The sequence below is a fragment of the Desulfofustis glycolicus DSM 9705 genome, from assembly GCF_900130015.1.
Classification (GTDB): Bacteria; Desulfobacterota; Desulfobulbia; order Desulfobulbales; family Desulfocapsaceae; genus Desulfofustis; species Desulfofustis glycolicus.
This window is the reverse complement of record NZ_FQXS01000018.1, coordinates 86,394-110,382: the sequence shown is the minus strand read 5'-3', so window position 1 is coordinate 110,382 and position 23,989 is coordinate 86,394. Positions and strand designations below refer to the sequence as shown.

The following is a 23,989-nucleotide window of genomic DNA, read 5'->3' as shown; positions in this document are numbered from 1 at the left end:
GCTCATTCGTCTCGAACCGGCAGTCGGATCTTCCAGATAAAGACGATCCATCTCTTTCATCAGAGCACGGTTTTCTTCCGACTCGCCGGTCAGCTCATAGTAGACCATTGATCTCGAGATGCTCAAGAGTTGGCACTGGCGGCGGATACTCAGTTGGGAATCGCGCTCTATGAGCTGCGCTCTTTGCCGGTTATTCCCAACTGCCTGCACTTTTTTTCGAGAAAATCGACCTCCATCGTCAGCTGCCCGACCTTGCGTTGCAGTTGCTCTGTTTCCTTCTCTGTCAGTTTATCCTTCTTGGTATTTTTCTTCTCGAAAACCTCCGGAAGACGTTCCATCATGTCCTTTTTCCAGGCACTGACCATGACCGGGTGGACTTCGTACTCCTTGGAGATCTCACTGAGGGTTTTGATCCCTTTGATCGCTTCTAAGGCTACCTTGGCCTTGAACTCCGGGGTGTGCTTGCGTCGCTGTCGTTTCATAATTCCTCATGATCTTGGGTTGAGAAACTATGAACATCTTACTATAACTTAGCTCGTGGTCCTAATCTTGGGGGCCGTCTCGCCTTTGTTTCCCAAATTCGCTGTAAATGCCAATCGGATCAATTATCACAATTCACCGGTCGCTGCGCCCCCCCCTTTGAATACACAGAAAAAACAGAAAATGACTCCACAAGTATGAGGCCGGAACTCTCAGAAATATCGGCCTAACGATTGGCGGAAGCCACACCGGGTAAGGTGCTGGATCCCTACTCACGGGGAAAAAGTCGGTGGAATTTTGAAGGGATACCGGTATCGAATCTACACAGTCTGCCGGTTGCAGGATGGGTGAAGGCGAGTACCCGGGCGTGCAGGCCGAGCCGGCCGAGCGGTTTTTGTCGGGAACCGTATTTGGTATCACCGACCACCGGGTGCCCGATATCCTGCATGTGGACACGAATCTGGTGTTTTCTCCCGGTTTCAAGCTGGATCTCCAGCAGGGAGTAATCCTTGCCGGTCTTCAACGTCGTATAGTGGGTCACGGCTTTCTGGCCGTTTTTGGGATTCTGCGAAGAATAGACGATAAAGGCCTTGCTCTCTTTTAAAAAGGAAGTGATGGTTCCCCCTTCCCGCTCGACCACTCCTTCAACTACCGCCACATAGATACGTTCTTTGATGGTCGCCCCCCAGGTCTCCTGGATCTTGTGCTTGATTGCCTCATTTTTGGCAAAAAGCAGGAGACCGGAAGTTTCCCGGTCGATTCGGTGGACGATATAAATTTTATTATCCGGATTTTCCGCTTTCACATAGTCGCTCAAGAGGGCATAGGCGGTTTTGCGCTTTTCCTTGTCCGTAGCGACTGTCAGGAGCCCGGCCGGTTTCTCGACCACGATCAGGTCCTCATCCTCAAAAACGATTTTGAGACCGTGCGGGCGGTGCCTGGGAGAAGTCTTCTCCCAGAAAACTTCCAGGATTTGACCCGCCGTGAGCAGATGATCGAACTGCGTTACCGGTTTATCATCGACCAGGACCTGTTGATCTCGCAACACGGCTTTCAACAAACTACGGCTCTTCTGTGGGAAGGCCTCAATGAGGCTGGTAAGCAGCGAACCGCTGTGCTCAACAGTCACTTTGTCTGATTTCGGTGTCTTCTTTTCGGGGCGGTTACCAGTTTTGTTCTGCATCATCTTACTCGCAAGGAAGAGGAGGTGTCCTGATCACTGCCGATCACAGGTCACCAGTTGGTGGTTACAGCTACGGGCTCAGTGACTGCAAAATGAATCGTTACGTTGCATATTGCTATGTTTCTAGTTAAAATGAATAAACGAGCCATTTGCAAAACAATCTTTTCGCCCAAACTCTGCGTTATGCTCAAAATTTTATCCTCGGAATATCAATTATATGCCTGTGGTAAAATTTTTCGCATGCCTTGATTTTGAACGAAAATCTAAGTTTTTCAAAAGGCTCAAACTTCAAAGAATATGGAGGTAGCAAAATGCCAACAGCAGTAAGAATATCTGAAGCACTGTTGAATGATGCACGCAAATTCAGCAAGGTAGATCACCGATCATTAACTGGTCAAATAGAACACTGGGCCAGAATTGGCAAGTGTGCAGAAGAAAACCCTGATCTAACCTACGACCTTATCAAAGAAATACTGATAGGTATTGAAGAATTAAATCAAGGCGAAAGAGAAGAGTACCAATTCGGTTGAACTCCTATGAAAGTCTTTCAATCAAGTTCTTTCGCCAAAAAAGTAAAGAAATTAAAAGCAAAACAAAAGCAGCATTTAGACGCTGCTATAAAAGATATTATCCCTGCCCCCCACATTGGTGTGGAGAAAAGAGGCGATTTGAAGGGAGTTTTTGTCTACAAGTTCAAAATTCAAGGGGTGCTGTACCTTTTATCATACCGTTTTTTAGATGAAGATCTTGAACTCATCATGCTTGGTCCGCATGAGAACTATTACAGAAATCTTAAATCATATTTTAAAGAAAAATAACAGACCTTGATCCTGAAGCCATTGATTGCTCATACCCATCTGCGTGGCTTTGGACTTGGCCAGTCGCCATGGGCTCTTCCGGCTCAAGCAGATAGAGATCTCCAGATGAAGGTTGGCTAGAAAGGGGGGCAAATCTTTAGTTTTGACAAATATTCGAACTATTTTCGCTCACCAGAATAACTTCTAGTTAGAACATTCTGCGGACAAGCCGCAGATGTTTTCGTTCACATCGTTGTGTGGGGTGGTTGTGGATTTTATTTTGACCTTTTCGACTTTCTTCAAATTTCTTCGAACTTTTTTTGACGTAAAATCAAAATAGTGGATTTATCCTGGCGAAGTTCAGTTGCTCCTCTGACACCGGGAACAGGGGGGTCGTGTCCCCTTGGGTCGCCAAAAGATCTGTTCACGGGGTCAATGGTTCAACTCATCTCGGCTGACCGGCAGCGGTGGAAAATTGTACTGCCATTGCCTGTGCGCGACATAGATCACATAGCTCGTGCCTTCGGATCTGATGAGAAAATCCCCTGTTGAACCAGGCACGCGCCAGTCGAAACCCGGCCAAGGAGTAGACCCGGCCGGCTTGACCGGAGTGCCTACCGTGGCCTCGGTATTGTGGGCATGCGGTACGGCATAGGCGGCCTTTTCAAGCACGTTTTTAGCAGGAGAGCTCACTAAACCGGTCTGGATTGCCTGTTTCAACGTCGTATGGTCACTCGAAGCTGGCGAGATCGTAGTAGCGTACCAAGGGACGATAAAGGAAAAGTACGGATCTTTCACGGCATTGACAGGGAAGGGTTGGTTGCTCTGCGGCAAAGGAGAAGAAGGGGAAATAGCTAATGTAATCTCGTGGCTTGCACCTGGAGCGAGTGGCGGTAGGTCAAAACGTGCGTGGCTGAAGCCAACACCCCCTGATTGGGGTTGAGGCATGGCACGTCGAATTTTGAGCGGGGGGTTCAGAATCTCGAGCACCTGAAACCCTTCAGCAACGTAAGGATAGTGGTTTGCGAAACTCAACCTCAAACGGTGAGCTTCAGAATCCCACCATTTGCTGAACTCGACGGCACAGGGATGCACTGAGATGCTAATCGGGTTAGCCTTGACGCTGCGCACACCTAATCCTGGAAGATCGTAGACGACCGAGGCGTCGGGCGCGTCAATCTTGAAATAGGTCGTGTAGAGTGGGTCGCACTCATCCACTGTGATCGTGTAGTGCAATGAGTATTCCGCCACAGCCCCGTTTGACTCAATATCCAGCCGGTCGATAGCCGGAAGGGTGGCGCTTCCTGTGGTCTTGAGGGCTGCCCATGCCGGTGCGGCGGCTTGAACAAAAGCATTCGGATTTGCTTGGTTCGGCGGCGGGTTTGGCGCCTCGGTTGCCGTGACTTCTACCTCATTCGTCAACTTTTCGGTGACGACGATGTTGCTCGGTGCCACAATCCTCAGTGCTTTCCGGATAAAATCGTCAACTGCTGCCCGAATTGCGCCGTCCAGAGCGTTCGAATAGGGCGGTTGGGTCGTGTCGTAATATGTTCCACCCGTGCCGATCTCCATGCATTTCAAGACATTCTGGTTTTGGAAGCCGACGCCTATAAAGGCGTAGGTCCATCCGTTGTTTTTTGCTAAGTCCATGTCCGTCTGATCCGGGCAACTATCCTGCCCGTCGGTGACAAAGAGCGCAGCCTTACAGGCAGGATTGCCGGGAGCGGCTTCTAAAAGTGTATTAGTTTTTCTCAGGGCGTTTGGGATGTTTGTTCCTCCCCCTGCTTGAAGCTTGGTGAAGGCCAGGATCACCGATGCCTCGTTTGACCCCTGCCAGCTCTGAAGCACGTTATAATTCTGGTTGAAAGTGGAAACAGCCACCTGATCGTTCTGAAAGTCGATGTATGGCAAAGACCCAATGATCGCGGCACTGAGTTGACCATGCCAATCGGCAAGGCTGCCAGAGACGTCAAGCACTACTGCAAGTGCGGTAGAGGCACATTGAGCTTCGTGATCACCGGTCAGGGTCAGGGTGACTTCAACCGGTTGGCCCGGGTGTATTATGGTTTTGTCTACGGTGCGATCAGCGTCCAACATCGGTTCGCCTAGTGAAGGCTGACCATAAAATACCAAGCATAGACTGACGAAGAATACAAAAAAGGACCTTGATACCCATCTCATAATACCCTCCGTTAAAAAGTCTTGGATTTCGGAGAGGCCGCGGGTGCTGAATTCGCCCTTCCATTATGTCCTTTTCGCTAACGTCTGTGGTTAGGGGGCCCCGGAGCGCGAAGCGCACTGGGAATCCGAAAGGCAGCTTACGGGCGTTCCACTCGACCTACTCATTCAATCGTTCTCCTTGAAAGCTGTTGACGCTTGGGCTGCTCATCATGTGGCCCCAGGATCCCACGTTATCTCCGATGGCCTTGGCTGCTTCATCCCCCCCACCTTGCTCCAGTCGGAAAAGAGACCGTGTAACCGAGTTCCTGTTGGCGAGTTGCGTCCGCCCAGGGCGCCGTTTTCGGGCTCAGATAATTGAAGACGAACGTTGGTGCGTCGCCTTCATGGTGTTTCAGGATCAGTTCTATGGCGTCAGCATCCGGATGTCCGTAATACTGGCTGCTTGAGGAAACCAGGTACCGATCCGGCCGCAGGGCCTTGATGATGTTCTTGTTCAGATTGCTGAATGAGCCATGGTGCGGGAGTTTGAAATCTAGCACCTTGATCGGGCTTTCGTGCTCCTGGGCATAGCGCACGAGCGATTTTTCCAGCAGGGTCGGCCAGGCATCGCCGGCAAGGAGTAGTCGCTCTCCTCCGTGCTCGAGTATAAAAGCGATACTTGAGCCATTGGCCGGTGAATCGTCCTCTGTGCCGCCCAACACACCGGGCGGTGGGCCATAGCGGGCGCGCTGTTCCAACTCGGCAAGGGCTGCAGCACGATCGCCTGGGGTGAAGCCTGCGTGGCGCACAGACTGGCGCCAGTTCTTCTTGAGGTTGTCGAGTTGAGCAAGCCCCGGGGACAACAAGGTGATGGTGGCGTCGCCGTTCAGATTGAATACCGGCAGCGGGCCAGTATCGGGCACGACAATGGGGTTGCCGGACAAGTTTGGATGGTTCTTCCACGGCAGATCACGGTGTTCCAGGAGTGCCCCTAAAAACTCTCCCTGCACACCCGCCAGAATACCCGCTGTTGCCGCCTCCAGGTGCTTCCAGTCGTTGAACCAGATGTCGTTGAATCTGATTTCGGCCAGTTCCGGGTCCTGCAGCAGGCGGATGATGCCGTCTATATGGTCCGTATCCACGTGGGTGATGACGAGCAGTTGAAAGGTGGTTGCTCCGCTGTCCTGGAGCGCCTTGAGCCGTTCGCGCAGACCACCGGGATCGTCGTAGGCGAAATATGGTCCGCCGTCGATGAGTATGCGATAGGGGGCATCGACCGGGCCGTATTCGATCAGCAGTGCGTCACCGTGTGCTGCCGACAGCATTTCAAGGTGCAGCATGTCACTGTCTCTCCGTGTAAAAACGCCAGTCCGCGTCACCAAACGCGGTGATCGCCAGCGCCATGATATTGTCTTGTGCCAACATGCGCCCGCGGACCTGTCGCATGATTTCTCCCACCGTGTCGGAGTCCCTGGATCGCCAGATCTGCGCCACGAATTCCCTGGCTACTTTTGCTGCCTGCGGACCGAGAACATAGGTGAGTGTAGCGATCACGAGTGAGGCGCCGGCGCAGCGCAGTTCATTGACAAAATCTTGATAGGCTACCGTGGCATTCGCGGTGTTACAGCCGAGGAGCAGCACTGCCGACCCGAGCGTATCGGTCCCGGGTCGGACATGTTCCAGGGTGATACGATTGAGCGCCAGTTCTTCCGATGCAGCGATTTGCAGCTTATGGAACGGGCGCGATTCTACATTATGGGGCAGTGCGACCAACAGCGAGGGGTAGTGATCTCGCACGTGATCAACCCATTCCTGCCAGGTGTTCGCCGGGTAGACAGGGGCTGCAGCCTGCATGGTGACAATGGTATCGGCGGTTTCATTCGGATGCTCGGGCGTGTTTACTTCGTTGGAAGCGGCGAAAATAATGCCATTGAGCCCGAGCCGGGTTTGCTGGTGTGCTGCAACCTCCGGTTGGCGACTTCCCGCACGTTTATGCGGTCGCACCTGTCGTTCGATAACTCTGTTGAGCGCCCATAATCCCGACGGGCACACAAAACGACTGTCACCGGCGGCCGCGGGGCAATTGGGCGAGCAGTCCGGACCGTCACTCCGCTTGAACTCGGGACACAGGGCTGCTGTTTCATCCGGTAGCACGTAATCATAGAGATACTCCACCGGGAAGAAGTCCGACGAGTGAGGGCTGGTTACCTGAACCCGGCGAATATGTTCCTGCGAGGTTGTACCAAAAAGGATGCGACGCAGGTATTCACCCTGCGCGGCGAGATTATTCAGCGTGCGCAGGCCGGCATTTTCGATACCTGTCTCCAGCTGCTCGATTCTCCGGGCAGCGTCGAACAACTCTTCGCGGATAGCGGCAACGACAGCATCTATTCCCCCCAGTGCCGGGTGCAGGATGGTGTTTGAAGGCTGGCCCGGGGCTGCGTTTGCATCGAATATGGTGAGTTCAAGTTCAGTTTCGTCTTTCCATATGGACAGATCAAAGGGCCGCTGGCGTCCAAGTTCCGCCTCGCTCGGCAGGCCGAGCGAGAAATCTATGCCGGTGGCTTCCGGCACGTTTTCGCCATGGGTCACGGGGCCGGACAACTGTGCGGTCTGCAGATGATTGCCTTTATGGTAGACGATGATGGTGGCATCGATTTCAATGGCATCGGCCGGAACGCTCCCGGAAAATTTGGCCACCTCGCTGCTTCCCGTGGGACCGATCAGAATCTCCTGAGCAACTGGTGTGCTGACAAAAGCCGGCGCCAGCAGCGTTACCGTAAGCCGTGTCTCCTGCTCTGGTAATGCATGATCAGGAAACCCCCGCGGCGCATTGATCCAATTCATGCTGGTTGGGCCGATGCGAACATTGATTTCATGATCGGCGCCTGCTTCAAATGAGCGCATGCGTTGCACCGGTGCCCCGCCACTCACATCAAAGACCTGTGCCTGCAGATGGCGCTGTGGCCGCACCATGGTGGCCTCACGGAGTGTCCCTGCCCGGCTCACTAATAAAGCGCCTATCCTCGCCGTGCGATGCACCGTTTCGGTGGCAGCGCCTGACTCGGCATCCCATGCCTCGGAATCGGGTCCCGGCGCGGCAGCTACCTCGTCGACCATGTCGGAAAACTCGTCCGTTTCGATCGCACCGGAGTGAAATTGCCGCTCCAACTCGTCTTCCAGGTGGGCCGTAACGGTACTTATACGGGCGCGATCCAAAAAAGCGGGATCCCCAACAATGAAAAGGGGTGCATCGTGAACACCGGCCTGCGTGATGGCAATGTCGGGCTGATTATTATGCGCCAGATTATCGAGAAATATCTGGATACAAGTGGTGAACGAGTCCGGTCTTTGGATAAGCGCGGCGGCACGGAAACCGATGGCCTCATTGAGGCGACGCACGGTAGCCACGCTCAAATCATCTGGCGTTTCCACCTGCACGACGAGGAAACCGGCTGTCAGCCGCTTATCGCGCACACGTTCGACTTCGGCGAGGGATTCGAAAATCAGAAGATCGAAGTTGTGCCGCGCGGTATCGGTGAAATCGAACTCAATGAGTTGTGCGTGCCAGTACGACTCAATAGCGGATCGCGCTTCAGCACCATAAGCGCCGATGTTCAGTGGAAGGTCCCAGCGCGAGGGACCGACAAGGTCACGAGCTACAATGGTAACCGCACCGGCGTTGTCGGCCTTCCTGATGATCTTGACGATCTCCGGTGCCTGCTCCAGGGTACCGGTTTCGACGCGCAAACGAAGCTTTTGATAGGGGTGATTGCGCTCGTACTCTACGGCTGCCGATTCCCATACCCGCTGCAAGTCTTCTATCCCCTCCTCGCTGATAGCCAATTCAGCCAGTGCGGTCAGGTCGAGGTTCAAATCGACTGAACCGTGCGCCACCGCTTGTCGCACGTCCTGCTCCCTATTCGGTGCGAGTCGCATCTCAGCAGGTGATGTGTTGTCGATCTTGCATAACGTTCCGAGAGCGGCAACGGCATTGGCATTTGCGAGGAGGGACATGACAAATCTCCAGAAAAGTAATTCGTGACATCAACAACAACCGTATCACGGTTAGGGGCACGGTGTGCCGCGGGCGATCCGGTGCGTGTTCACTACGGGTGCACTGCCACTGGCCAGATAGCTCCTTAGATTATCGGGATCATAGGCACACTCCGGAAGGTTTCGTCGATCAAGCGCTGACTGATGGACCGCTTCTCCATGGCCGGTATGTTCGCCCAGCTTTCGTTGTATCGGGCCCATAACCGTATAGAGCGTGGTCATGGAATCGTTGAGCACCGAATTGAAACAGGGCCGATAGTGGCCGAGATGGTTGGCATCAAACTCCAGGCCCAGATTCTCCGCTTTTTCCACGATCCAGTGCAGCGCTTCATTCGCCAGGCCGTCAGGGCTGTAGCTGCCTCCTATATTGGAATGCACGCCGGGAAACCAGACCTGTTCCAGCGCGCCGGACCAGTTTTGCGGTTTGATCCACATGCTTGGCAAAAATGGTTTCCGGCGTTCATCGATAGCCAGCGCGTGAAAGGCGTGTTGGATGTTAGTGTGAAGCCCGATATCGTGATATTTATATTTCCCCGGATTCACCAGTTGGCCGAGAAGTCCAGGCGCCCCCAAGGCACCGACGGTGTCCCAGACACCGATAAATTGAATTGCCGGGCAAGGACGCGTCCCGCTAATATTGCGGAACGCGTGCTGCCATTTAGACGAGCCTTTCTGCGTGCTCGATTGGTAGAGGCCGTACACCTCGGGCGTATAATACTCGTCGTCCTTTTCCAACAAACCAACCTGGTTCATGAACCCGGCGAGCGTACGAACCGTGAAAGCTCCGCGGCTGAAGCCAAACAAGTACAATTCGTCGCCCGGTTCAAAGTTGAAGACCAAGAAGCGATAGAGCGCCCGCACGTTCTGCTCCATGCCTCTGCCAAAAGCGCCGCCGGTGAATTTATCCAGCCCACCTTCGGTCCCCACACCTTCATGGTAGTAGACGACCTGATCGAAGCCGTCACGTGAACGGGGCAGGATGGCACGGGCGACTTTGAGAACATTGGTCGGCTGCAGTCGCCCCGTCTTTTTGTCTTTTCTTTCCGGTTCGTTCCAGGTGCCATCAGCACAGAGAATGATCCGCTTCATGATCTTGTGCCTCCCGTTCCTCGTTTGCCCGGTCTCCCCTGGCCGTCAGAAAGAACTGCCTTTATCCCGCTCGCAGAGAGCCAAGAACTGATTGCGTGCACCTTTGCACTGCATTGTTTATGTGTCGGGCAAGTTGAATAAAGTGGGGTGAGAATCCTGGCATAACCAAAACCTCCCATGTGTGAGGGAGAGAAGTATACGACTTGGTTGATGACCAATGAAGAAGAGAAACAGATTATGCTACTGATGTATCGGCATAATCGTTTCTGTGGTAGTGATACTACAGGAAATAGTCACCGAGAGTGCACAGGCACGGCATACCTGTCACTCTCGAAATACTACCAATAAAGAGGAAAGGATATATCAGCTTATCCTAACAATTTAGATATGTCAATAGTCGCTCTGTTAGAGATCGCCGGAAAAAGGTTGGTACCAAGCTCCACCAGCTCACACACCTTGGTCCGGCACCACCGCCACAGCTTGATAAAATACATGCGGATGCGCCGGCACAGTCAGTGGTCAAAGTCATTTAACAGGCTGATATATTTGGAAACAAAAAAGCTCCACCTCCAGCCGCTGAGGTATTGGCCGGCACCAGTGGGCCCGATTTTCAGAAACCGGAAACGTCAGAATCCGTATTCTTTGATCTTGTTGAGCAGCGTTTGCCTGGCCACGCCGAGGATTTTCGCCGTCCGGCTTTTGTTGTTACCGGTCTTCTCGAGGGTCGAACGAATCATTTCCCGCTCCATATCGCGCAGAGTGAATGTCTTGTCAGGCGTGTCGCTGCCAAACTCGCGGACCTCCTTGGACAGCAGGTGTGACGGCAGATCATGGGGAGTTATCTGCTCACCATGGCAGAGAATGACCGCCCGCTCAATGGTATTTTCCAGTTCCCGGATGTTGCCCGGCCATTCGTAGTGGATCAGCAGATTAATTACTTCGGGGTGAAATCCTTTGATGTCCTTCTGGTTCTTCCGGGCATAACGATGCAGGAAGAGGTTCGCCAACTCCGGGATATCGAGGCTACGCTCGCGCAGAGGCGGCAGGTTGACCGGAACAACCGACAGGCGGAAATAGAGGTCCTGCCGGAAGGTGCCCGCCTCTATCATCGCCTGCAGGTCCTTGTGGGTCGCTGCTAGCAGACGAACATCCACCTTGATCGTCTCGGTGCCGCCGAGACGCTCGAATTCACCTTCCTGGAGCACCCTGAGGATCTTGGCCTGAATCGGCAGGCTCATATCGCCAATTTCGTCGAGAAACAGGGTACCGCCGTGGGCCCGTTCAAAACGCCCGCGACGCCGGCCCGAAGCACCGGTGAAGGCACCGGCTTCATGGCCGAACAACTCGCTCTCTAGCAGGTTCTCGTTGAGTGCCGCACAATTCAACGTGATAAACGGGGCATCCCGCCGGAGACTGTTCTGATGCAGGGCATTGGCCACCAGTTCCTTGCCGGTCCCCGACTCGCCGGTGATCAACACGGTGGCATCGGATGGGGCGACCATGGCCAGGGTAGCAAACATCTCCTGCATGGCCGGGCTGTTACCGACGATATTGTTGAAGGAAAAGCGCTCGCCGAGCCTCGTTTTCAAGCTCCGGTTCTCTTCGCTCATGGCGGTGAAACTGAGCGCCCGGTCGATCAGCACCTGCAGTTCGTCGATATCAACCGGTTTAGCGATGTAATCGAAGGCCCCCTTCTTCATTGCCTCGACAGCGCTTTCGACGGAGGAAAACGCGGTCAGCATGATCACCGGGGTGTCGTGTCCCGCCTGGAGCAGCAGCGACAGCGTGGCCAGGCCGTCGAGCCGTTCCATCTTCATGTCCAGCACAATCAGGTCGACAGAGTGCTCAGCGAGAAAGGGTAAGACCTCGTCACCGTCGGCCAGTTGCTCGACACGATACCCATGTGCACTCAAATTGGCGGTGAGCATCAGGCGATGGGCCTGATCGTCGTCAACGAGCAGGATGGTGGGAGTATCGTCGCGGTTGCGCTTCATCAATTCACCTCTTTTTCGGCAACTGTATCTCTACCTCGGTCCCCTCCCCCGGAGCGGTTCGGACTTCGATGGTGCCATGATGCTGCTCGACGATCTGGTGACTGACCGCCAGGCCGAGACCGACGCCGTTCTTTCTGGTGGTAAAAAACGGGTCGAACATCCGCTCTTTATCCTCGTCACTGACGCCGCTGCCGGTATCAGCTACAATAATTCTTACCAGCCGGTCGTCCGCCGCAGCGCGCAGCGACACCTCGCCTCCTGCAGGTGTGGCGTTAACACTGTTTTTCAGCAAATTCATCAAGACCTGCAGCAACAGGTCCGGATCGGCCTCCACCTTGATGTCGACCTCCTGCTGGCGATGGGCTTTCAGCTTGTGTTCGGCAAAATCGTTGGCCAACAGGGCGAAGGTTCGCGCAAACAGCTCGTCGAGATCGACAATTTCAAAGCTCGGCTCCCGCGGTCGGGCAAATTGCAGCAGGCCCGAGACGGTGCGATTGAGTCGATCCACTTCGCCGATCATCAGTTCGGCGTATTTCCTGTTGTCTTCGGTCACTTTTTCCTGGGTGCGGAACAGGTGGGCGAAGCCGCGCAACGTGCCGAGCGGGTTGCGGATCTCGTGTGCAATACCGGCCGCCATCTTGCCCAGTGCGGCCATTCTTCTCGATCGCTCGAGCTGCTGCTCCATGTCCCGGATCAGTGTCATATCCCGGAGCACCAGCACGGTGCCGATCTCCTGACCGGCGGTATTGTGCAGCGGCGCCCTGCCGATCTGCAGCGGCAACCGCCGGCCATCGGCCATTTCACAATCGACCCGGCGATCCAGATCCGTCATGTCAGAAGACGCGGCATCGCCCCCGCATCCGGGGAGAATCTCAGGCAACAGCCGGCCGCGAAGCTCCTCTACCGACCGGCCGATGATCTCCTCTCCGATGCGGTTGCAGGAGACGACCCGCTGCTCCTTATCCAGGGTGATGATGCCCAGAGGGATACTGCCCACTATATTGTCGGTGTACAGCTTCATGTTGGCCAGCGTCATTTTGGCCACCCGCATCCCCTGATAGACGAACAGGGCATAGAGCCCGGCACTGCCGACCAGGAACAGGAGCGCACCCATGAAGATGGCATGACGCACATCCTGCCGTCTCGCTTCGTCAAAAGCCTCAGTGTACAAGCCGACGGCGATGATCGCGCCGTCAAGACGCGCGGTCTCGCCATACCCGTGCAGCCGGTGCATCGGCATCATCGATCTGCGGGTATATCCGCCCCAGCCGGCGAGCCGGGCGCTGACGATAAACAACCCGGCCTGCTCATCCAAAGAAGAGAGCAATCGATCGGCATCACCCTGTACGTTGACGTCGGCAACCATCGTCTGCACATCCGGTGCGTCTTCTGTCTGGGCGATGACCCGGGCATCCCGATCGGTCAGCACGATAAAGGCGATATCTCTCTCCCTGCCGCTCTCGGTCAGCAAGGTCTGCAGCGCATCCCCGCTCCCCATCATCCGGTGCATCATCGAGGTTCTCAAGGCCGCCCGCACCGCTCTGACGACCGTCTCCCCCTTCTGGAGCATGAAACGCTCCATAAGCTCTTGCTCGCGATTGATATTTTGCAACGTCGACAAGGCGAGCACGACAGCCAGGACGATCGTCGCGACCAAGACGCCGACAGCTGCCTTGGACGGCCGAAACAGCAGGTTGCTGCGAAAAAAATTGCTCTTCGGGGAACCGTCGCCGCCCATCTTACCAGCCACTTCGCTCTGGGCGGCCTTTGTTTGGAGGAACGGCCGCGTTCATGTGAGATCTTTCTTCAACTGTTGGAACTCCTCTTTGCTGATCTCGCCCGCGGCATAGCGATCTTTGGCTATTTTCAGGGAACTGGATTCGTTACGGCCGGACGTGGCGGAGAATAGATACTGAAACAATTTCACCGCCAGGACGATGACGACAAGCCAGAAAATGATGGTTACGATCATGCCGAATGGGTGGGGAAACATGGTTCCGAACCCGCACAACCAGTCTGATGCTCCTGCTCCGTGTCCATACATTGTGGAAATCTCCGTTATTTCACAGGGGGTTTGAGCCGGCGGCAGACACCGCACGACACCCCCTGATTGCCAGACTATCGATTCTGTCTAAATATTAGGCACTATCGCCCTTATTGTTAAGGCTACCAGCTTCGGTCGTTTGTCGCGGGGCGATTACAGGAAGTGGTCAGGCACCGGCAACTCTCCTAGTCCGTCAAGGTGCACCGGTCCGGCCGTGGTCAATCGAGACGGCCGGACCGGCATAAAAAACGGGCCGGTTCATCACCGGCCCGTCGGCTATATTACTGTTATTGCTGAGCTGCCCGTTCCTGCAGTTGACTGCGTAGATCGATCAATTCTTTCTCGATCGAGACCAATTGTTCCCGGGTGGTATTCGGATTTCTCCGTGCTTCCTGATAGGCAAACTGGGTGTCATTGATTTCTTTTCGCAGCTCTACCGTGTCATCAAGAAATTTCTGATGCGACTCACTGGTCCACTGACCATCGCCAAACGCCGTCGCTCTCGGGCAATCGCCATAACCGCCGAAGCCGCCCATCATACCGGGGCCCATCATCGGCTGGCCACCGCCCATCATGCCATGCTGCATCATTCCGTAGTTACCGCCCATCATGTGTCCGCCGTTTCCTCTCATCCCCCAATCGTTATTGTGGGCAAAGGAAAAACCTGCAGCCAGTCCGACAATGAGGATCGTTGTGATAATGATTTTCTTCATGGTGTGTCTCCTTTTTTTCCTTGTTTTCCGTTGCGGCCCAATTGAGAGGCCGATAGTGCGCTCATCGTATGTGTCGTGGACGATCACAGTTCCGATAGTGCGCCGTCGTGTTACCTCTCATAGTGCAGAGGCCATGCCACCACGGAAAATCAATTTCGGAGACGACCTAACGTACCATAATTGTACGCATTAAAATTTCGAGCAGACCAACCGGGAGCAGCGAGCGAGCGGCCAGCTGTCTTATTTCAAGACAGATCACCGTCGTCAGGGATCGGTGATCTGTCTTGAATTTAGACACCCGGCATCAGTCGTGAAAGTGGAGACGACAAGAAAACCTTACGGTACCACCATATCAAAGGTGTGGCACTGACTGCAGAACAATTCCGACGGCTGGTGCTGATAGTGACACAGCGTACAATCCAGATCAACGCCGTAATGGGGCGAGTCGTGGGGATTCGGGTCGAGTTGTGCCGTCTCATCTGCAACATCCCTGGCACTGCCGTGACACTCCAGGCACGTGTCCATCCCCACTGGACCGGGAGTAGCCGGATCGCTGTGACAATCCCCACACCCTATCCCGCTGAGCAGGTGGATGTGGTCCAATGGCAACGGCTGCGCAAAGTTGACCTCTTCGGCCGAGTGACATTCGACACACTGTGAATAATTCATTCCGGCGACATCCGGATGCCTATCCGGCAAGACGGTTGGCTCCCGATGACATTCGCTGCAGCGGGAGGCTTCACTATCGATATGCATTGGTGTAGCGGCCAGCGAACCTCCCCACGCCGCCACCGGTAAAACGATGACCAGGCATCCCAGAGTCACCAGTAACGATCTGCAGCCCCGCCCTCCGTTTCTCATTTTTCCTAATACCATCGTTTTCTCCCCGGCTGACTGCTGGATGCATCAGCATCCTGCCAGCTCAACAAGCACCCGTTATGTCGTTGTGAAACGATACAAAACGCCGGCGATAGACTGGTCTACCGCCGGCATCGAGGTTCACCGGACGAAGTCACTAGCTACTATTACTTCTCTTTTTCTTTCACAACGTTACTACCGCAAATCCGGCCGAAGACAAGGCAATCAGGGATCGCACAGCTTCCCAGGCGACTCGCGCCGTGAGGCCCGCCGACAACCTCGCCCGCCGCATACAGGCCGGGAATCGGTTTCTGGGTAGACCCTTCGATCACCTTCCCTTCCGTATTGATCATAACGCCGCCCATCGTATGGTGGACTTTCGGCACACCTTCCATCACATAGAAAGGAGCCTTTTCAATCGGCTTCATGACCTTGTCGATCGGTTTTCCAAACTGTTCATCTGTTTTGGCGTTGACAGCGTCATTGTACTCCTTGATTTGCTGTTTGAACGGTTCAACCGGCACGTTGAAGTGTTCTGCAATCGCATCAAGGGTCTCAAACTTAAGAACAACATCGCGTTCCAGACACTTATCAAGGGTCTGCGCAGCAAGGACACCTTCCTGACTATCGGCAACCGTAAACGGGTAATTCGGTTTGCTCGGATCGCCAATGACCTTGAACATCGCCAGCGCCCTGGTTCGTCTATCGGCAAGCTCATTCATGAACCGTTTGCCGGTCGTCTTATCGATCATGATACCGAACCGGAACCCGGCGGCGATCTGATACGAAGAACCGACACCAAAGCCTTTCTCGTTCGGCGACGCCCACGGTCCTGATTGAATCCAGCTCAGATGCACCGGCACCGCGCCGAGTTTGAGCAACTCTTCGATTGTTTCCGCGGTTGCTCCCGGCTGGTTGGTACTGTCGAGCTGGTTGGTCGGCTTGGCCAGGTTCGGATCCTGGGCTCCACGGAAAAAGGGATCCTGACTGAACCCGCCGGTAGCGATAACGACACCTTTCTTGGCCCGGTAATATTTTTTGGTACCACTGGTGTTGTTGAGATCTCCGTCCGTTGATTTGTAGTTAAACTTATAGCCGTCCTGAACCTCAACGCCGAGTATCTTACCAGGGGCCTCTTCAGTTTCGGCCTCATCCCTGATAACGCCAACCAGTTTAACACCGGTTTTTAAAATCCCACCAAGCTGCTCCTGGTAATATTTCGTCAACGGTCTGACAATACCCGAACCTGAAGAAACCGTGGTCAGATACGTTCTGGCAACAGAATGGCCTCCCAAATGCTCCAGTTTCGGGTTCCATTCAACACCACGTTCCGAGCACCATTCAGGAAGGTCCTGCCCTTTCATTGCAACGATTTTGATCAGGTCTACATGATTGAGACCACGGCCGGCCTTGAGCAGATCGTTCATGTACAGCTCAACAGAATCCTTGACCCCTTCCTTTAGTTGCAGCTGTGAATTGACAACCGCCAGAAGGCCGCCATTGATCGTTGAATTCCCGCCTGATACCGGCATCTTCTCGAGGATAACGACCTTTTCGGCACCAGATTCCTTGGCGCTGATTGCCGCCGCCAGTCCGGCAAAACCGCTACCGACGACAATTACATCAAATTCCTCATCCCATTTCTCAGGAACCGGCCTCGCCTCGGCCTCCTTAGGCCCGCCGCCTAGACCGAACGCCAGACCGCCTGTGGCGATAACACCGGCCACCGCACTTTTTTTCAAAAAATCCCTTCTTTCCGTATTGATTTCTCTTGTCATCGTCTCGCCTCCTTATGATATTTACCTGTCCACAAAGACAGGTCGCTGACAACTATTTGGATGGTCTGTGTATCCATAATAGACACTTCAGCAATTTTATCGTAGGGGACGTTTCGGGGAGTTATCGGGTATAAGTTCCTACCCGATAATAAAACAGACTGAACATCATTGAAGACACGGCAATCAAAAGGGCTCATTTGCCGCGTTGCGGCCGGCAATTCTACCGAAAACCAGGCAATCGGTAATTGCAACGCTGCCCAGCCGGCTCGCTCCGTGAATTCCACCGGTTACCTCACCCGCCGCGAACAGGCCCGGGATCGGTTCATGGGTTTCAATATCTAGTACTCTTCCTTCCCGATCTATCTGCACTCCTCCCATACAATGATGAACCTTCGGTGTCAGACGAATTGCGTAAAAGGGAGGCGTTTCTATCGCTTGCAGATCTTTTTGCAGCGGTTTGCCGAAGTCCATGTCGTGTCCGAGACTGACCGACCGGTTGTAACGCTCAATTGTTACCAACAGGTTATCGAGCTTGATGTTATTTTCGATCGCCAATTGCTCAATGGTTTCATACTGCCGGACAACTCCTCGCTTCAGACATTTATTAAGAGTTGACGCAAACCGCACTCCGGAGCTGTCGGTAATAGCGATCGAAAATCGCTTTTTTTTCAACATCGCATCCACCCGTAAACGGCGGTCTGACAACTCGTTAACAAAGCGCTTCCCGGTGCGGGCATCGACCAGAATACCGTACGGGAACCCGGCCAGCATGCTGAACATCGATCCGACACCAAACCCTGCTTCGTCTGAAGACGCCCATGGCCCGAGTTGTATGTGGGCCAGTTGTATAGGCGTAGCTCCGATCTTTAACGCAGCTACCAGTCCTTCGGCTGTCGCGCCCGGTTGATTCGTACTCTCGATTTTTTCATTCAGGATGGGGTTTTGTATGGTTCTAAAGGCGATATCCCGACTGTATCCGCCAGTGGCTAAAACGACACCACGCCTGGCGCGAATACGCAACGGTGTGCCACTCTTCCCGCTTGGAAAGAGATAACCGTCTTTGATCACTACACCTTCAACACGACCATTAGGCTTTCTTACTATTTCAGACAACATCGCCTTCATCCGGATCTGAATATTATTTTTCCGGCACGCCTGCAGCATCGGCCGAATAATTCCTGACCCTGAGGCGTTAGCCGTATTATATGTACGGGCTACCGAGTGTCCCCCCAGAATGTTGAGGCAAGGTTTATATTCAACACCAAGTTTTTCGATCGTCCAGCGCAACGCATCGGTCGACTGTTCGGCAACGATCTTTACCAAATCATGATGATTCATATCTTGACCCGCCTTGAACATATCCTTAGCCAATAGCTCCGGCGAGTCCACAATTCCCAGTTCTTCCTGTAAAGGTGAGGCTGCTGCCGCGACCAACCCGCCACTGATCGACGAATTCCCTCCCGGCGCATGCATTTTTTCCAGTACAATTACCGTCGCTCCGCCCTCATGTGCTTCCAGGGCAGTCGCCAACCCGGCAAACCCACTTCCGACGACAACGACATCATATTCAAGATCCCACATAAAGCGTTTCCTCAACCCGGAAGTTCTGCTCTTGCTTTAAGACGTTTTTTCTCTCCGCCTCCGTTGCATCGTCACACGTCACAGTTCTTTCCCGCCAGATACGCCTGTAAGTTTACTTTTCTTCCTCTTAATCCGAGTTTTTTTCGAATATTCTTGCGGTGCGTCTGGAGTGTCTCGAAAGCCAGATTCATCAGTTCACAGATCTCTTTCCCGGAACGTCCTGCCTGAATAACCCGGCAAATCGCTATTTCCGTCCCGGTTAGCTTTAACAGACCGGCATCAAGTCTCGACTCAAATCCGGAGGTCAACTCAATTAGCTGTTGCGCGATCAATTCCCTGTATGTTGACCGGATCTCAAGATCATTTGTTTTTGTCATTTTCTGCAATGACGGCAGCAGCGATTGCTTGACCTTATTCTTAACCTGCTGCTCGCGCTCCCGGCGATCTTTTTCGATCGACTTCAGCACATTGCTCAATGTCACATTCATCTCTTCGCTACGTTTCATTTCATACTGCAATTTTATTTCATATTCTTTTTGTTCGGTAATATCCCTGACGATAATCGGCCAGAATTTCCTTTTACGAAAATCGACCCGCGTTACCGTCACGGCAATTGGGAACTGATGACCATTACTGTAATGACCGGTAATTTCCGCCTGCTGCTTTTCCCCCTCCACCAATGAGTTAAACAAGCCATTGAGAATTTGCATCCCCTCCCCATCAGTTAGGTATTCCAGTTCCTCTCCGCATAGCTTTTGCTCCAATATCCCGAAAATTTCGCTTGCCTGGGAATTTGCACGAACAATTTCTCTATCCTCATCGACCAAGAGTATGCCTTCGCCGACAGAAAGAAAAATCATTTCCAGCATTTTATCCAAATGCGCCTTTTCTTGAACATGACACATCATTTCACTCTCGATCAACACCCTGTTGTCAACCTCAGGTGTAAGGTCGTTGAGAATCGCTATGACCCCTGCAGTCAAATTGGAATCGCCCAATAACGGCGAAACGTTCATCTTGAAGATAAGACTCTCATTACCAATCCGCACATCGATCTCATGCTGCTGGTCAAATGGATACCGTTCCTTAATTATTTGCAAAATATTGCTATCCAAATCAAGTAGTTCTCCGAAGAATCTACCAACCAGCTTCTGCTCCTGAAAAACCTTGTATGCCTTGGGATTTGCCTCGACAATGACCCCGTCGTCGCCGACGATAAGAATCAGATTATTGGTGTTGAGGAAAATAACCTCATAATAACTTTTTCCAACCCGCTGCTGACAGCACTGTTCTTCCTGTTTCATAAGTAGATCCGAACCAACATGATACATATCTTCTAGATATTCAGATCGAGCCTGGTCAATGCGACCACAACCACAACATTGCCGGCGGACAAAAAAATATGGGGTTCAGAGTGAAATAAACGACTCTTTATTTCCCTCTGGACTCCATATTGAAGCCAAGATAGGCAAGGTTATTACCCGGTCCAGGGCGAATGCGCCGTTAACCTTTTCTTTCCTCAATGGCTTTGCGGGCAAGCTGGATTTTTTCATGCAGTTCCGCAAAATCGATTGGTTTCAGGCAATAATCAAAGGCCCCTTTTTTCATGCCGACAAGGCTGGTGTGTGGTGCGGCATGGCCGGTGAGGATGATGACTTCCACCGCCGGATACAGTTTCTTGATTTCTTCCATGCACTCCAGACCGTCAAGTCCGGGCATGCTGACATCCATGACCACCACGTCGAACGAGCCGTTGTCGAGTTGGTCCAGGGCTTGCAGACAACCATCCGCCACGGCGAAATCGATATTTCTGCGAGTGAAATATCTCGACATGATATCAAGAAATTCACGCTCGTCATCGACGAGCAGGACTTTGGGTGAAGAGGCCATGTCAATGTTCCTCCAGAGCGTGCAGAGGTGCTTCGGCAAACATCGAATCGATCTCCGCAAAGAATTTGTCACGGTAGCGCTCCAGGGACCCGACCTGGTCCATGATCATGTCGAGTTGTCTGGAATGCAAAATGAGATAGCCGAGAACCTGGAGCCGTGTCTCCAGATAGTCGGCGGGACGTTTCTTGAGGCGGGCGAGCAAGGAATCGGCCTGCAGTTCGACCCGGAACCCGTAATGTTCCAGGGTCTCAGCCAGCAACTGCACGCGGAGTGTTTTTCGCCCCATGTCCGCCGCACCGCCTTTGAAGCGAAAGGTCACATAGCTTTCCGTCAGCAGGTCACTGAGGTAGGCCTCGATCAGCGCATAGTGGTAGCCGAGCCGGACACTGAGATGACAGAAGTGTTTGGAAACGAGAAAGTAATTTTTGACCGTCAGCCGGGAAGCAACGGACGGATCGATCTCCGGCCGCATCGTCGATTGGAAGATAATCGAACCGAACCCCCGGGCACTGACCGGTGGTGGGCCCTGCCAGGGATAGGCAATAAGCCCGTTCCAGATGGCCTGCATCGGGACCGAAACGACATCTTCAATGCGAAGCGTTTTTGCGTCATCGTCGATCCCCGGGCGCAGACCATCGGCCAGGTCGACGACCCACCACTCCAACGGCACCTCTCCAACCAGACGCTTGGCCCTCCCCTCGTCAAAATGATGCGTGCGTCCGAAGCTGAACATCGCCGTCACCGACTTTTCATGGCAGAACCGGGTGATATCGTGGATCGTTTCACACCAGGAGGGCTTGAACTGTGCCGCATCCGGATCCGTCAGATTCAGCGGGGTGACCAGTTGCATCGCCTCGGTAAGCAAACGCTGGACGGGGCTACCAGCCATCGGGTCTTTTGCGACTGGTCGTGCCACGAGCAAACCATCACGCCGACCGCGATAGACAGCGCAGTCATCCGCATGCAGCGTGATCTGTAAACCATCCGTCAGCAGGGACATCGCGCCATCCACTCCAAACAGCGCCGGGACGCCGAATTCCCGGGAAACAGTGGCCAGATGACCGGCCTCGCTGCCGGTTTCGGCTATGATGCCGGCTACCTGGTTCAACAGCGGCGCCCATTCCGGCAAAGGGTGGCTGACCACGACGATTGCTCCCTTGGCAACAGTCCCGAGGTCCTGTTCACTCTCTACCCGGCATATTTCACCGCAGCATACGCCCCGGGACACACACACGCCGCCGCGAATCAGAGGCGGTTCCCCTGGATCTGCTGCTGCCGCGGGCTCAACAGATGCTGCCCCGGTTTCATCATCATCAATCTGTAGGGGGCGACTCTGCAGGATATACAGTTTATCGTTGTGATCAAGGGCCCATTCTATATCCTGGGGCTCGCCAAACGCCGCTTCAATCTTCAACGCCGCAACGGCCAGACGAGACAGGAGTTCCTCATTCACCAGCGAAGCCGCCGCCGCAGACGGACCGAGCGATGGAGTGGCCGAATTGTCAGTTGAAACGTGCGGGAAGCGGCGCTGCAAACGTATCAATTCGGAGTCGCCGGTTCCGTCGACGACCCCCTTGCCGAGACCAGAAGTAACAATCACATGCAAAACATCACCATCCCGGTTGGCAGGATCACGCGTATAGATTACTCCACCGACCCGAGCATCGATCATCACCATGCAACCGACACACATCTCTATGTCTTCGTGGCGATAGCCGCGGCGGCGGCGGTAGGCGATCGCCCGTGCTCCGTACTTGCCGGCGATCACCTCTTTATAACCGGAAACGAGCGTCGACCGATCGGCATCAAGCATCGTATTGTATAAACCGGCAAAAGATATGCCTCGGCTGTCCTCTCCGAGGGCACTGGACCGCAAGGCGACTCGGCAGCCGGGTTGAGAGATCTTTTCCAACCGAGAGTAATGTACCTGCAAGAGTTCCTGAAGATCCCCCGGCAGCGGGGCTGTTGTGATCATCTCGCGGAGCTCGGCACAGGTTCGATAGAGGCCGTCAAGGTCGTCCGACTCGAGCACTTGCAGCCTGCGGTTGATTTCATCGAGGTGATCGGCGAGGAAATGTCTCGTGGCTGTCGCCGAAACGACAAACCCCGGCGGCACAGAAATCCCTTCAAGGCGAGATATCATACCAAGACGAGCCATCTTGTCGCCGACCAGGTGGTGCTGCTCGGAGTTGCACTCCGCCAGGGGGACGATCATCGGACCGGACTGGTACTCCGGCTTGCGATCGACGATCAACTCCAGTTTCGAGCTGATCCGTTCAAACACGGGGATGAGTTCTTGATACTTGCCATCTCCCATGGCTATCAGGTCGCGAATCATCTTGTAGACATTGACGAGGATAGTGGTGATTTTTGAGCGAATCACCGCCATTCGATAGCTCTGGCCGCTGTAGAAGACCTGTTCGAGGTCGGCCATCGCCTGCAGTGTATTATTGTTGGCCGTCAGCAGACTGCGAAAATGAGCGTAGCGTTTGCGAAAAGCGGCCCGCAGGTCCCCTTCGGGAGGAACTGCGGGCGGTGGTGCCGGGGCCCGAACCAGCTTGCTCTTCAAAAACGAAACGATTCGTCGCATGTATCACCGCCCCTGTGCTCCTGCAGGATCGCGGGTATGGTGTACCACCGTGACGATCCTGCAGGATAGTGTGCCAGGCACACCGATCAATGGCTGATCTTCAGTCCGAGCCCTTCAAAAAGGTACATGATACCAAACCCATACCACAGAGTGTAAACAACATAGAAGGCCAAGGCCACCAGAATCAGGCCGATGTGTTCCTGCCACTTGATGGCTTCAACACCATAATAATTATAAGCCGGCTCAAGCGCTTTTTTCTCGACATTGCCGAAAAATTTGGCGGCGGCAAACATTTTCTGCTTATTCAACTCCGGGGTGATCTTCTTAAAGAGGGTCCACCAATTGTACATGACCTGACGTTCGGAATACCCATACTTTTCCACCAGCGGCGTTCCGTTGTTATTGAAAATCAAATCCGCATCCGCCAGACTGGCAGTGGTGATCGACGCCATGTCGCCATTGACCGCCAGTTCGTTGTCGTTGACCGACACCGTAACTCCGGCGTTCGCCAGTTGGCCGGCGACCTGCTCCGCCTGGGCGGCATCGGCCAGTTTAACGGTCACGTCAATGGTCTTGCCCTTGTACAATTCGCTTTCCTGCAGCGTTGCCGGAATGAAGTAGGATGATCCCTTGGATATCATGTTAAAGATGTTGTCCGTGTAATCAAGACCATTTACCTTTCCTGGGAAAACCGGCAGGAAAATCACCACCAGGACGGCGAAAAAACCCACCAGCATCAAAATACCCCTGGTTTTTAGTTTCTGTTGCATACTCAT

General features: G+C 53.7%; 19 protein-coding genes. 2 read left to right on the top strand and 17 right to left on the bottom strand.

The annotated features are described in order from the left end of the window. Positions 1–167: 167 nt before the first annotated feature. Together BUC26_RS14610 and BUC26_RS14605 are read right to left on the bottom strand one after the other, a co-directional pair. Complete coding sequence (locus tag BUC26_RS14610; protein WP_073377279.1) at positions 168–482, bottom strand: IS3 family transposase; 315 nt, start codon at positions 480–482, stop codon at positions 168–170. 266 nt (positions 483–748) lie between these two features. Further along, on the bottom strand, positions 749–1,666 hold the full coding sequence (locus BUC26_RS14605) for an RluA family pseudouridine synthase (protein ID WP_244155866.1): 918 nt from the start codon (positions 1,664–1,666) through the stop codon (positions 749–751). 248 nt (positions 1,667–1,914) lie between these two features. Between BUC26_RS14605 and BUC26_RS14600 the strand changes: the two genes are divergently transcribed. Next, the gene (locus tag BUC26_RS14600; RefSeq protein ID WP_244155865.1) at positions 1,915–2,193 is read left to right on the top strand and encodes a ParD-like family protein; all 279 of its coding nucleotides are present in this window, start codon (positions 1,915–1,917) and stop codon (positions 2,191–2,193) included. Between the two features lie 6 nt (positions 2,194–2,199). Then, on the top strand, positions 2,200–2,481 hold the full coding sequence (locus BUC26_RS14595) for a type II toxin-antitoxin system RelE/ParE family toxin (RefSeq protein ID WP_073377276.1): 282 nt from the start codon (positions 2,200–2,202) through the stop codon (positions 2,479–2,481). Positions 2,482–2,892: 411 nt separating this feature from the next. On the opposite strand, the gene BUC26_RS14590 is transcribed toward BUC26_RS14595, so the two are convergent. From BUC26_RS14590 to BUC26_RS14520, 15 genes are all read right to left on the bottom strand, one after another. Beyond that, entirely contained in the window at positions 2,893–4,557 is a 1,665-nt protein-coding gene (locus BUC26_RS14590) for a vWA domain-containing protein (RefSeq protein WP_161949867.1), read from the bottom strand. Positions 4,558–4,895: 338 nt separating this feature from the next. Then, on the bottom strand, positions 4,896–5,960 hold the full coding sequence (locus BUC26_RS14585) for a ComEC/Rec2 family competence protein (protein WP_073377272.1): 1,065 nt from the start codon (positions 5,958–5,960) through the stop codon (positions 4,896–4,898). Between the two features lies 1 nt (position 5,961). Next, positions 5,962–8,637: a hypothetical protein gene (locus BUC26_RS14580; RefSeq protein WP_073377270.1), complete on the bottom strand. Its 2,676-nt coding sequence runs from the start codon at positions 8,635–8,637 to the stop codon at positions 5,962–5,964. Between the two features lie 51 nt (positions 8,638–8,688). Next, positions 8,689–9,765: a DUF2235 domain-containing protein gene (locus tag BUC26_RS14575; protein ID WP_073377268.1), complete on the bottom strand. Its 1,077-nt coding sequence runs from the start codon at positions 9,763–9,765 to the stop codon at positions 8,689–8,691. A gap of 626 nt (positions 9,766–10,391) precedes the next feature. Continuing rightward, positions 10,392–11,759, bottom strand: coding sequence for a sigma-54-dependent transcriptional regulator (locus BUC26_RS14570; RefSeq protein ID WP_073377267.1), 1,368 nt, complete (start codon positions 11,757–11,759; stop codon positions 10,392–10,394). 4 nt (positions 11,760–11,763) lie between these two features. Beyond that, positions 11,764–13,509, bottom strand: a complete 1,746-nt coding sequence (locus tag BUC26_RS14565; RefSeq protein WP_143166021.1) for a two-component system sensor histidine kinase NtrB — start codon at positions 13,507–13,509, stop codon at positions 11,764–11,766. 39 nt (positions 13,510–13,548) lie between these two features. Continuing rightward, positions 13,549–13,803: an SHOCT domain-containing protein gene (locus tag BUC26_RS14560; protein WP_073377263.1), complete on the bottom strand. Its 255-nt coding sequence runs from the start codon at positions 13,801–13,803 to the stop codon at positions 13,549–13,551. 287 nt (positions 13,804–14,090) lie between these two features. Beyond that, positions 14,091–14,516: a hypothetical protein gene (locus BUC26_RS23770; protein WP_073377261.1), complete on the bottom strand. Its 426-nt coding sequence runs from the start codon at positions 14,514–14,516 to the stop codon at positions 14,091–14,093. 336 nt (positions 14,517–14,852) lie between these two features. Beyond that, complete coding sequence (locus tag BUC26_RS14550; RefSeq protein ID WP_084540691.1) at positions 14,853–15,392, bottom strand: cytochrome c3 family protein; 540 nt, start codon at positions 15,390–15,392, stop codon at positions 14,853–14,855. Between the two features lie 149 nt (positions 15,393–15,541). Continuing rightward, complete coding sequence (locus BUC26_RS14545; RefSeq protein WP_073377259.1) at positions 15,542–17,152, bottom strand: flavocytochrome c; 1,611 nt, start codon at positions 17,150–17,152, stop codon at positions 15,542–15,544. Positions 17,153–17,335: 183 nt separating this feature from the next. Then, the gene (locus tag BUC26_RS14540) at positions 17,336–18,733 is read right to left on the bottom strand and encodes a flavocytochrome c (protein ID WP_073377257.1); all 1,398 of its coding nucleotides are present in this window, start codon (positions 18,731–18,733) and stop codon (positions 17,336–17,338) included. A gap of 71 nt (positions 18,734–18,804) precedes the next feature. Further along, the gene (locus BUC26_RS14535) at positions 18,805–20,037 is read right to left on the bottom strand and encodes a PAS domain S-box protein (RefSeq protein WP_161949866.1); all 1,233 of its coding nucleotides are present in this window, start codon (positions 20,035–20,037) and stop codon (positions 18,805–18,807) included. A 199-nt stretch (positions 20,038–20,236) separates the two neighbouring features. Next, positions 20,237–20,623 carry a response regulator gene (locus tag BUC26_RS14530; protein ID WP_073377253.1) on the bottom strand — a complete coding sequence of 129 codons (387 nt, stop codon included), beginning with the start codon at positions 20,621–20,623 and terminating at the stop codon, positions 20,237–20,239. A 1-nt stretch (position 20,624) separates the two neighbouring features. Further along, positions 20,625–23,213 (bottom strand): PEP/pyruvate-binding domain-containing protein, encoded by a 2,589-nt coding sequence (locus BUC26_RS14525; protein ID WP_073377251.1) that lies wholly within the window; start codon positions 23,211–23,213, stop codon positions 20,625–20,627. Between the two features lie 86 nt (positions 23,214–23,299). Next, positions 23,300–23,989 carry a hypothetical protein gene (locus BUC26_RS14520; RefSeq protein WP_073377249.1) on the bottom strand — a complete coding sequence of 230 codons (690 nt, stop codon included), beginning with the start codon at positions 23,987–23,989 and terminating at the stop codon, positions 23,300–23,302.

Bases quoted from the DNA above. Each gene is read 5' to 3' on its own strand.
- BUC26_RS14610 (WP_073377279.1), bottom strand. From the start codon at position 482: ATGAAACGACAGCGACGCAAGCACACCCCGGAGTTCAAGGCCAAGGTA.
- BUC26_RS14605 (WP_244155866.1), bottom strand. From the start codon at position 1,666: ATGATGCAGAACAAAACTGGTAACCGCCCCGAAAAGAAGACACCGAAA.
- BUC26_RS14595 (WP_073377276.1), top strand. From the start codon at position 2,200: ATGAAAGTCTTTCAATCAAGTTCTTTCGCCAAAAAAGTAAAGAAATTA.
- BUC26_RS14590 (WP_161949867.1), bottom strand. From the start codon at position 4,557: ATGTTGGACGCTGATCGCACCGTAGACAAAACCATAATACACCCGGGC.
- BUC26_RS14585 (WP_073377272.1), bottom strand. From the start codon at position 5,960: ATGCTGCACCTTGAAATGCTGTCGGCAGCACACGGTGACGCACTGCTG.
- BUC26_RS14580 (WP_073377270.1), bottom strand. From the start codon at position 8,637: ATGTCCCTCCTCGCAAATGCCAATGCCGTTGCCGCTCTCGGAACGTTA.
- BUC26_RS14575 (WP_073377268.1), bottom strand. From the start codon at position 9,765: ATGAAGCGGATCATTCTCTGTGCTGATGGCACCTGGAACGAACCGGAA.
- BUC26_RS14570 (WP_073377267.1), bottom strand. From the start codon at position 11,759: ATGAAGCGCAACCGCGACGATACTCCCACCATCCTGCTCGTTGACGAC.
- BUC26_RS14560 (WP_073377263.1), bottom strand. From the start codon at position 13,803: ATGTATGGACACGGAGCAGGAGCATCAGACTGGTTGTGCGGGTTCGGA.
- BUC26_RS23770 (WP_073377261.1), bottom strand. From the start codon at position 14,516: ATGAAGAAAATCATTATCACAACGATCCTCATTGTCGGACTGGCTGCA.
- BUC26_RS14550 (WP_084540691.1), bottom strand. From the start codon at position 15,392: ATGGTATTAGGAAAAATGAGAAACGGAGGGCGGGGCTGCAGATCGTTA.
- BUC26_RS14545 (WP_073377259.1), bottom strand. From the start codon at position 17,152: ATGACAAGAGAAATCAATACGGAAAGAAGGGATTTTTTGAAAAAAAGT.
- BUC26_RS14540 (WP_073377257.1), bottom strand. From the start codon at position 18,733: ATGTGGGATCTTGAATATGATGTCGTTGTCGTCGGAAGTGGGTTTGCC.
- BUC26_RS14535 (WP_161949866.1), bottom strand. From the start codon at position 20,037: ATGAAACAGGAAGAACAGTGCTGTCAGCAGCGGGTTGGAAAAAGTTAT.
- BUC26_RS14530 (WP_073377253.1), bottom strand. From the start codon at position 20,623: ATGGCCTCTTCACCCAAAGTCCTGCTCGTCGATGACGAGCGTGAATTT.
- BUC26_RS14525 (WP_073377251.1), bottom strand. From the start codon at position 23,213: ATGCGACGAATCGTTTCGTTTTTGAAGAGCAAGCTGGTTCGGGCCCCG.
- BUC26_RS14520 (WP_073377249.1), bottom strand. From the start codon at position 23,989: ATGAGTATGCAACAGAAACTAAAAACCAGGGGTATTTTGATGCTGGTG.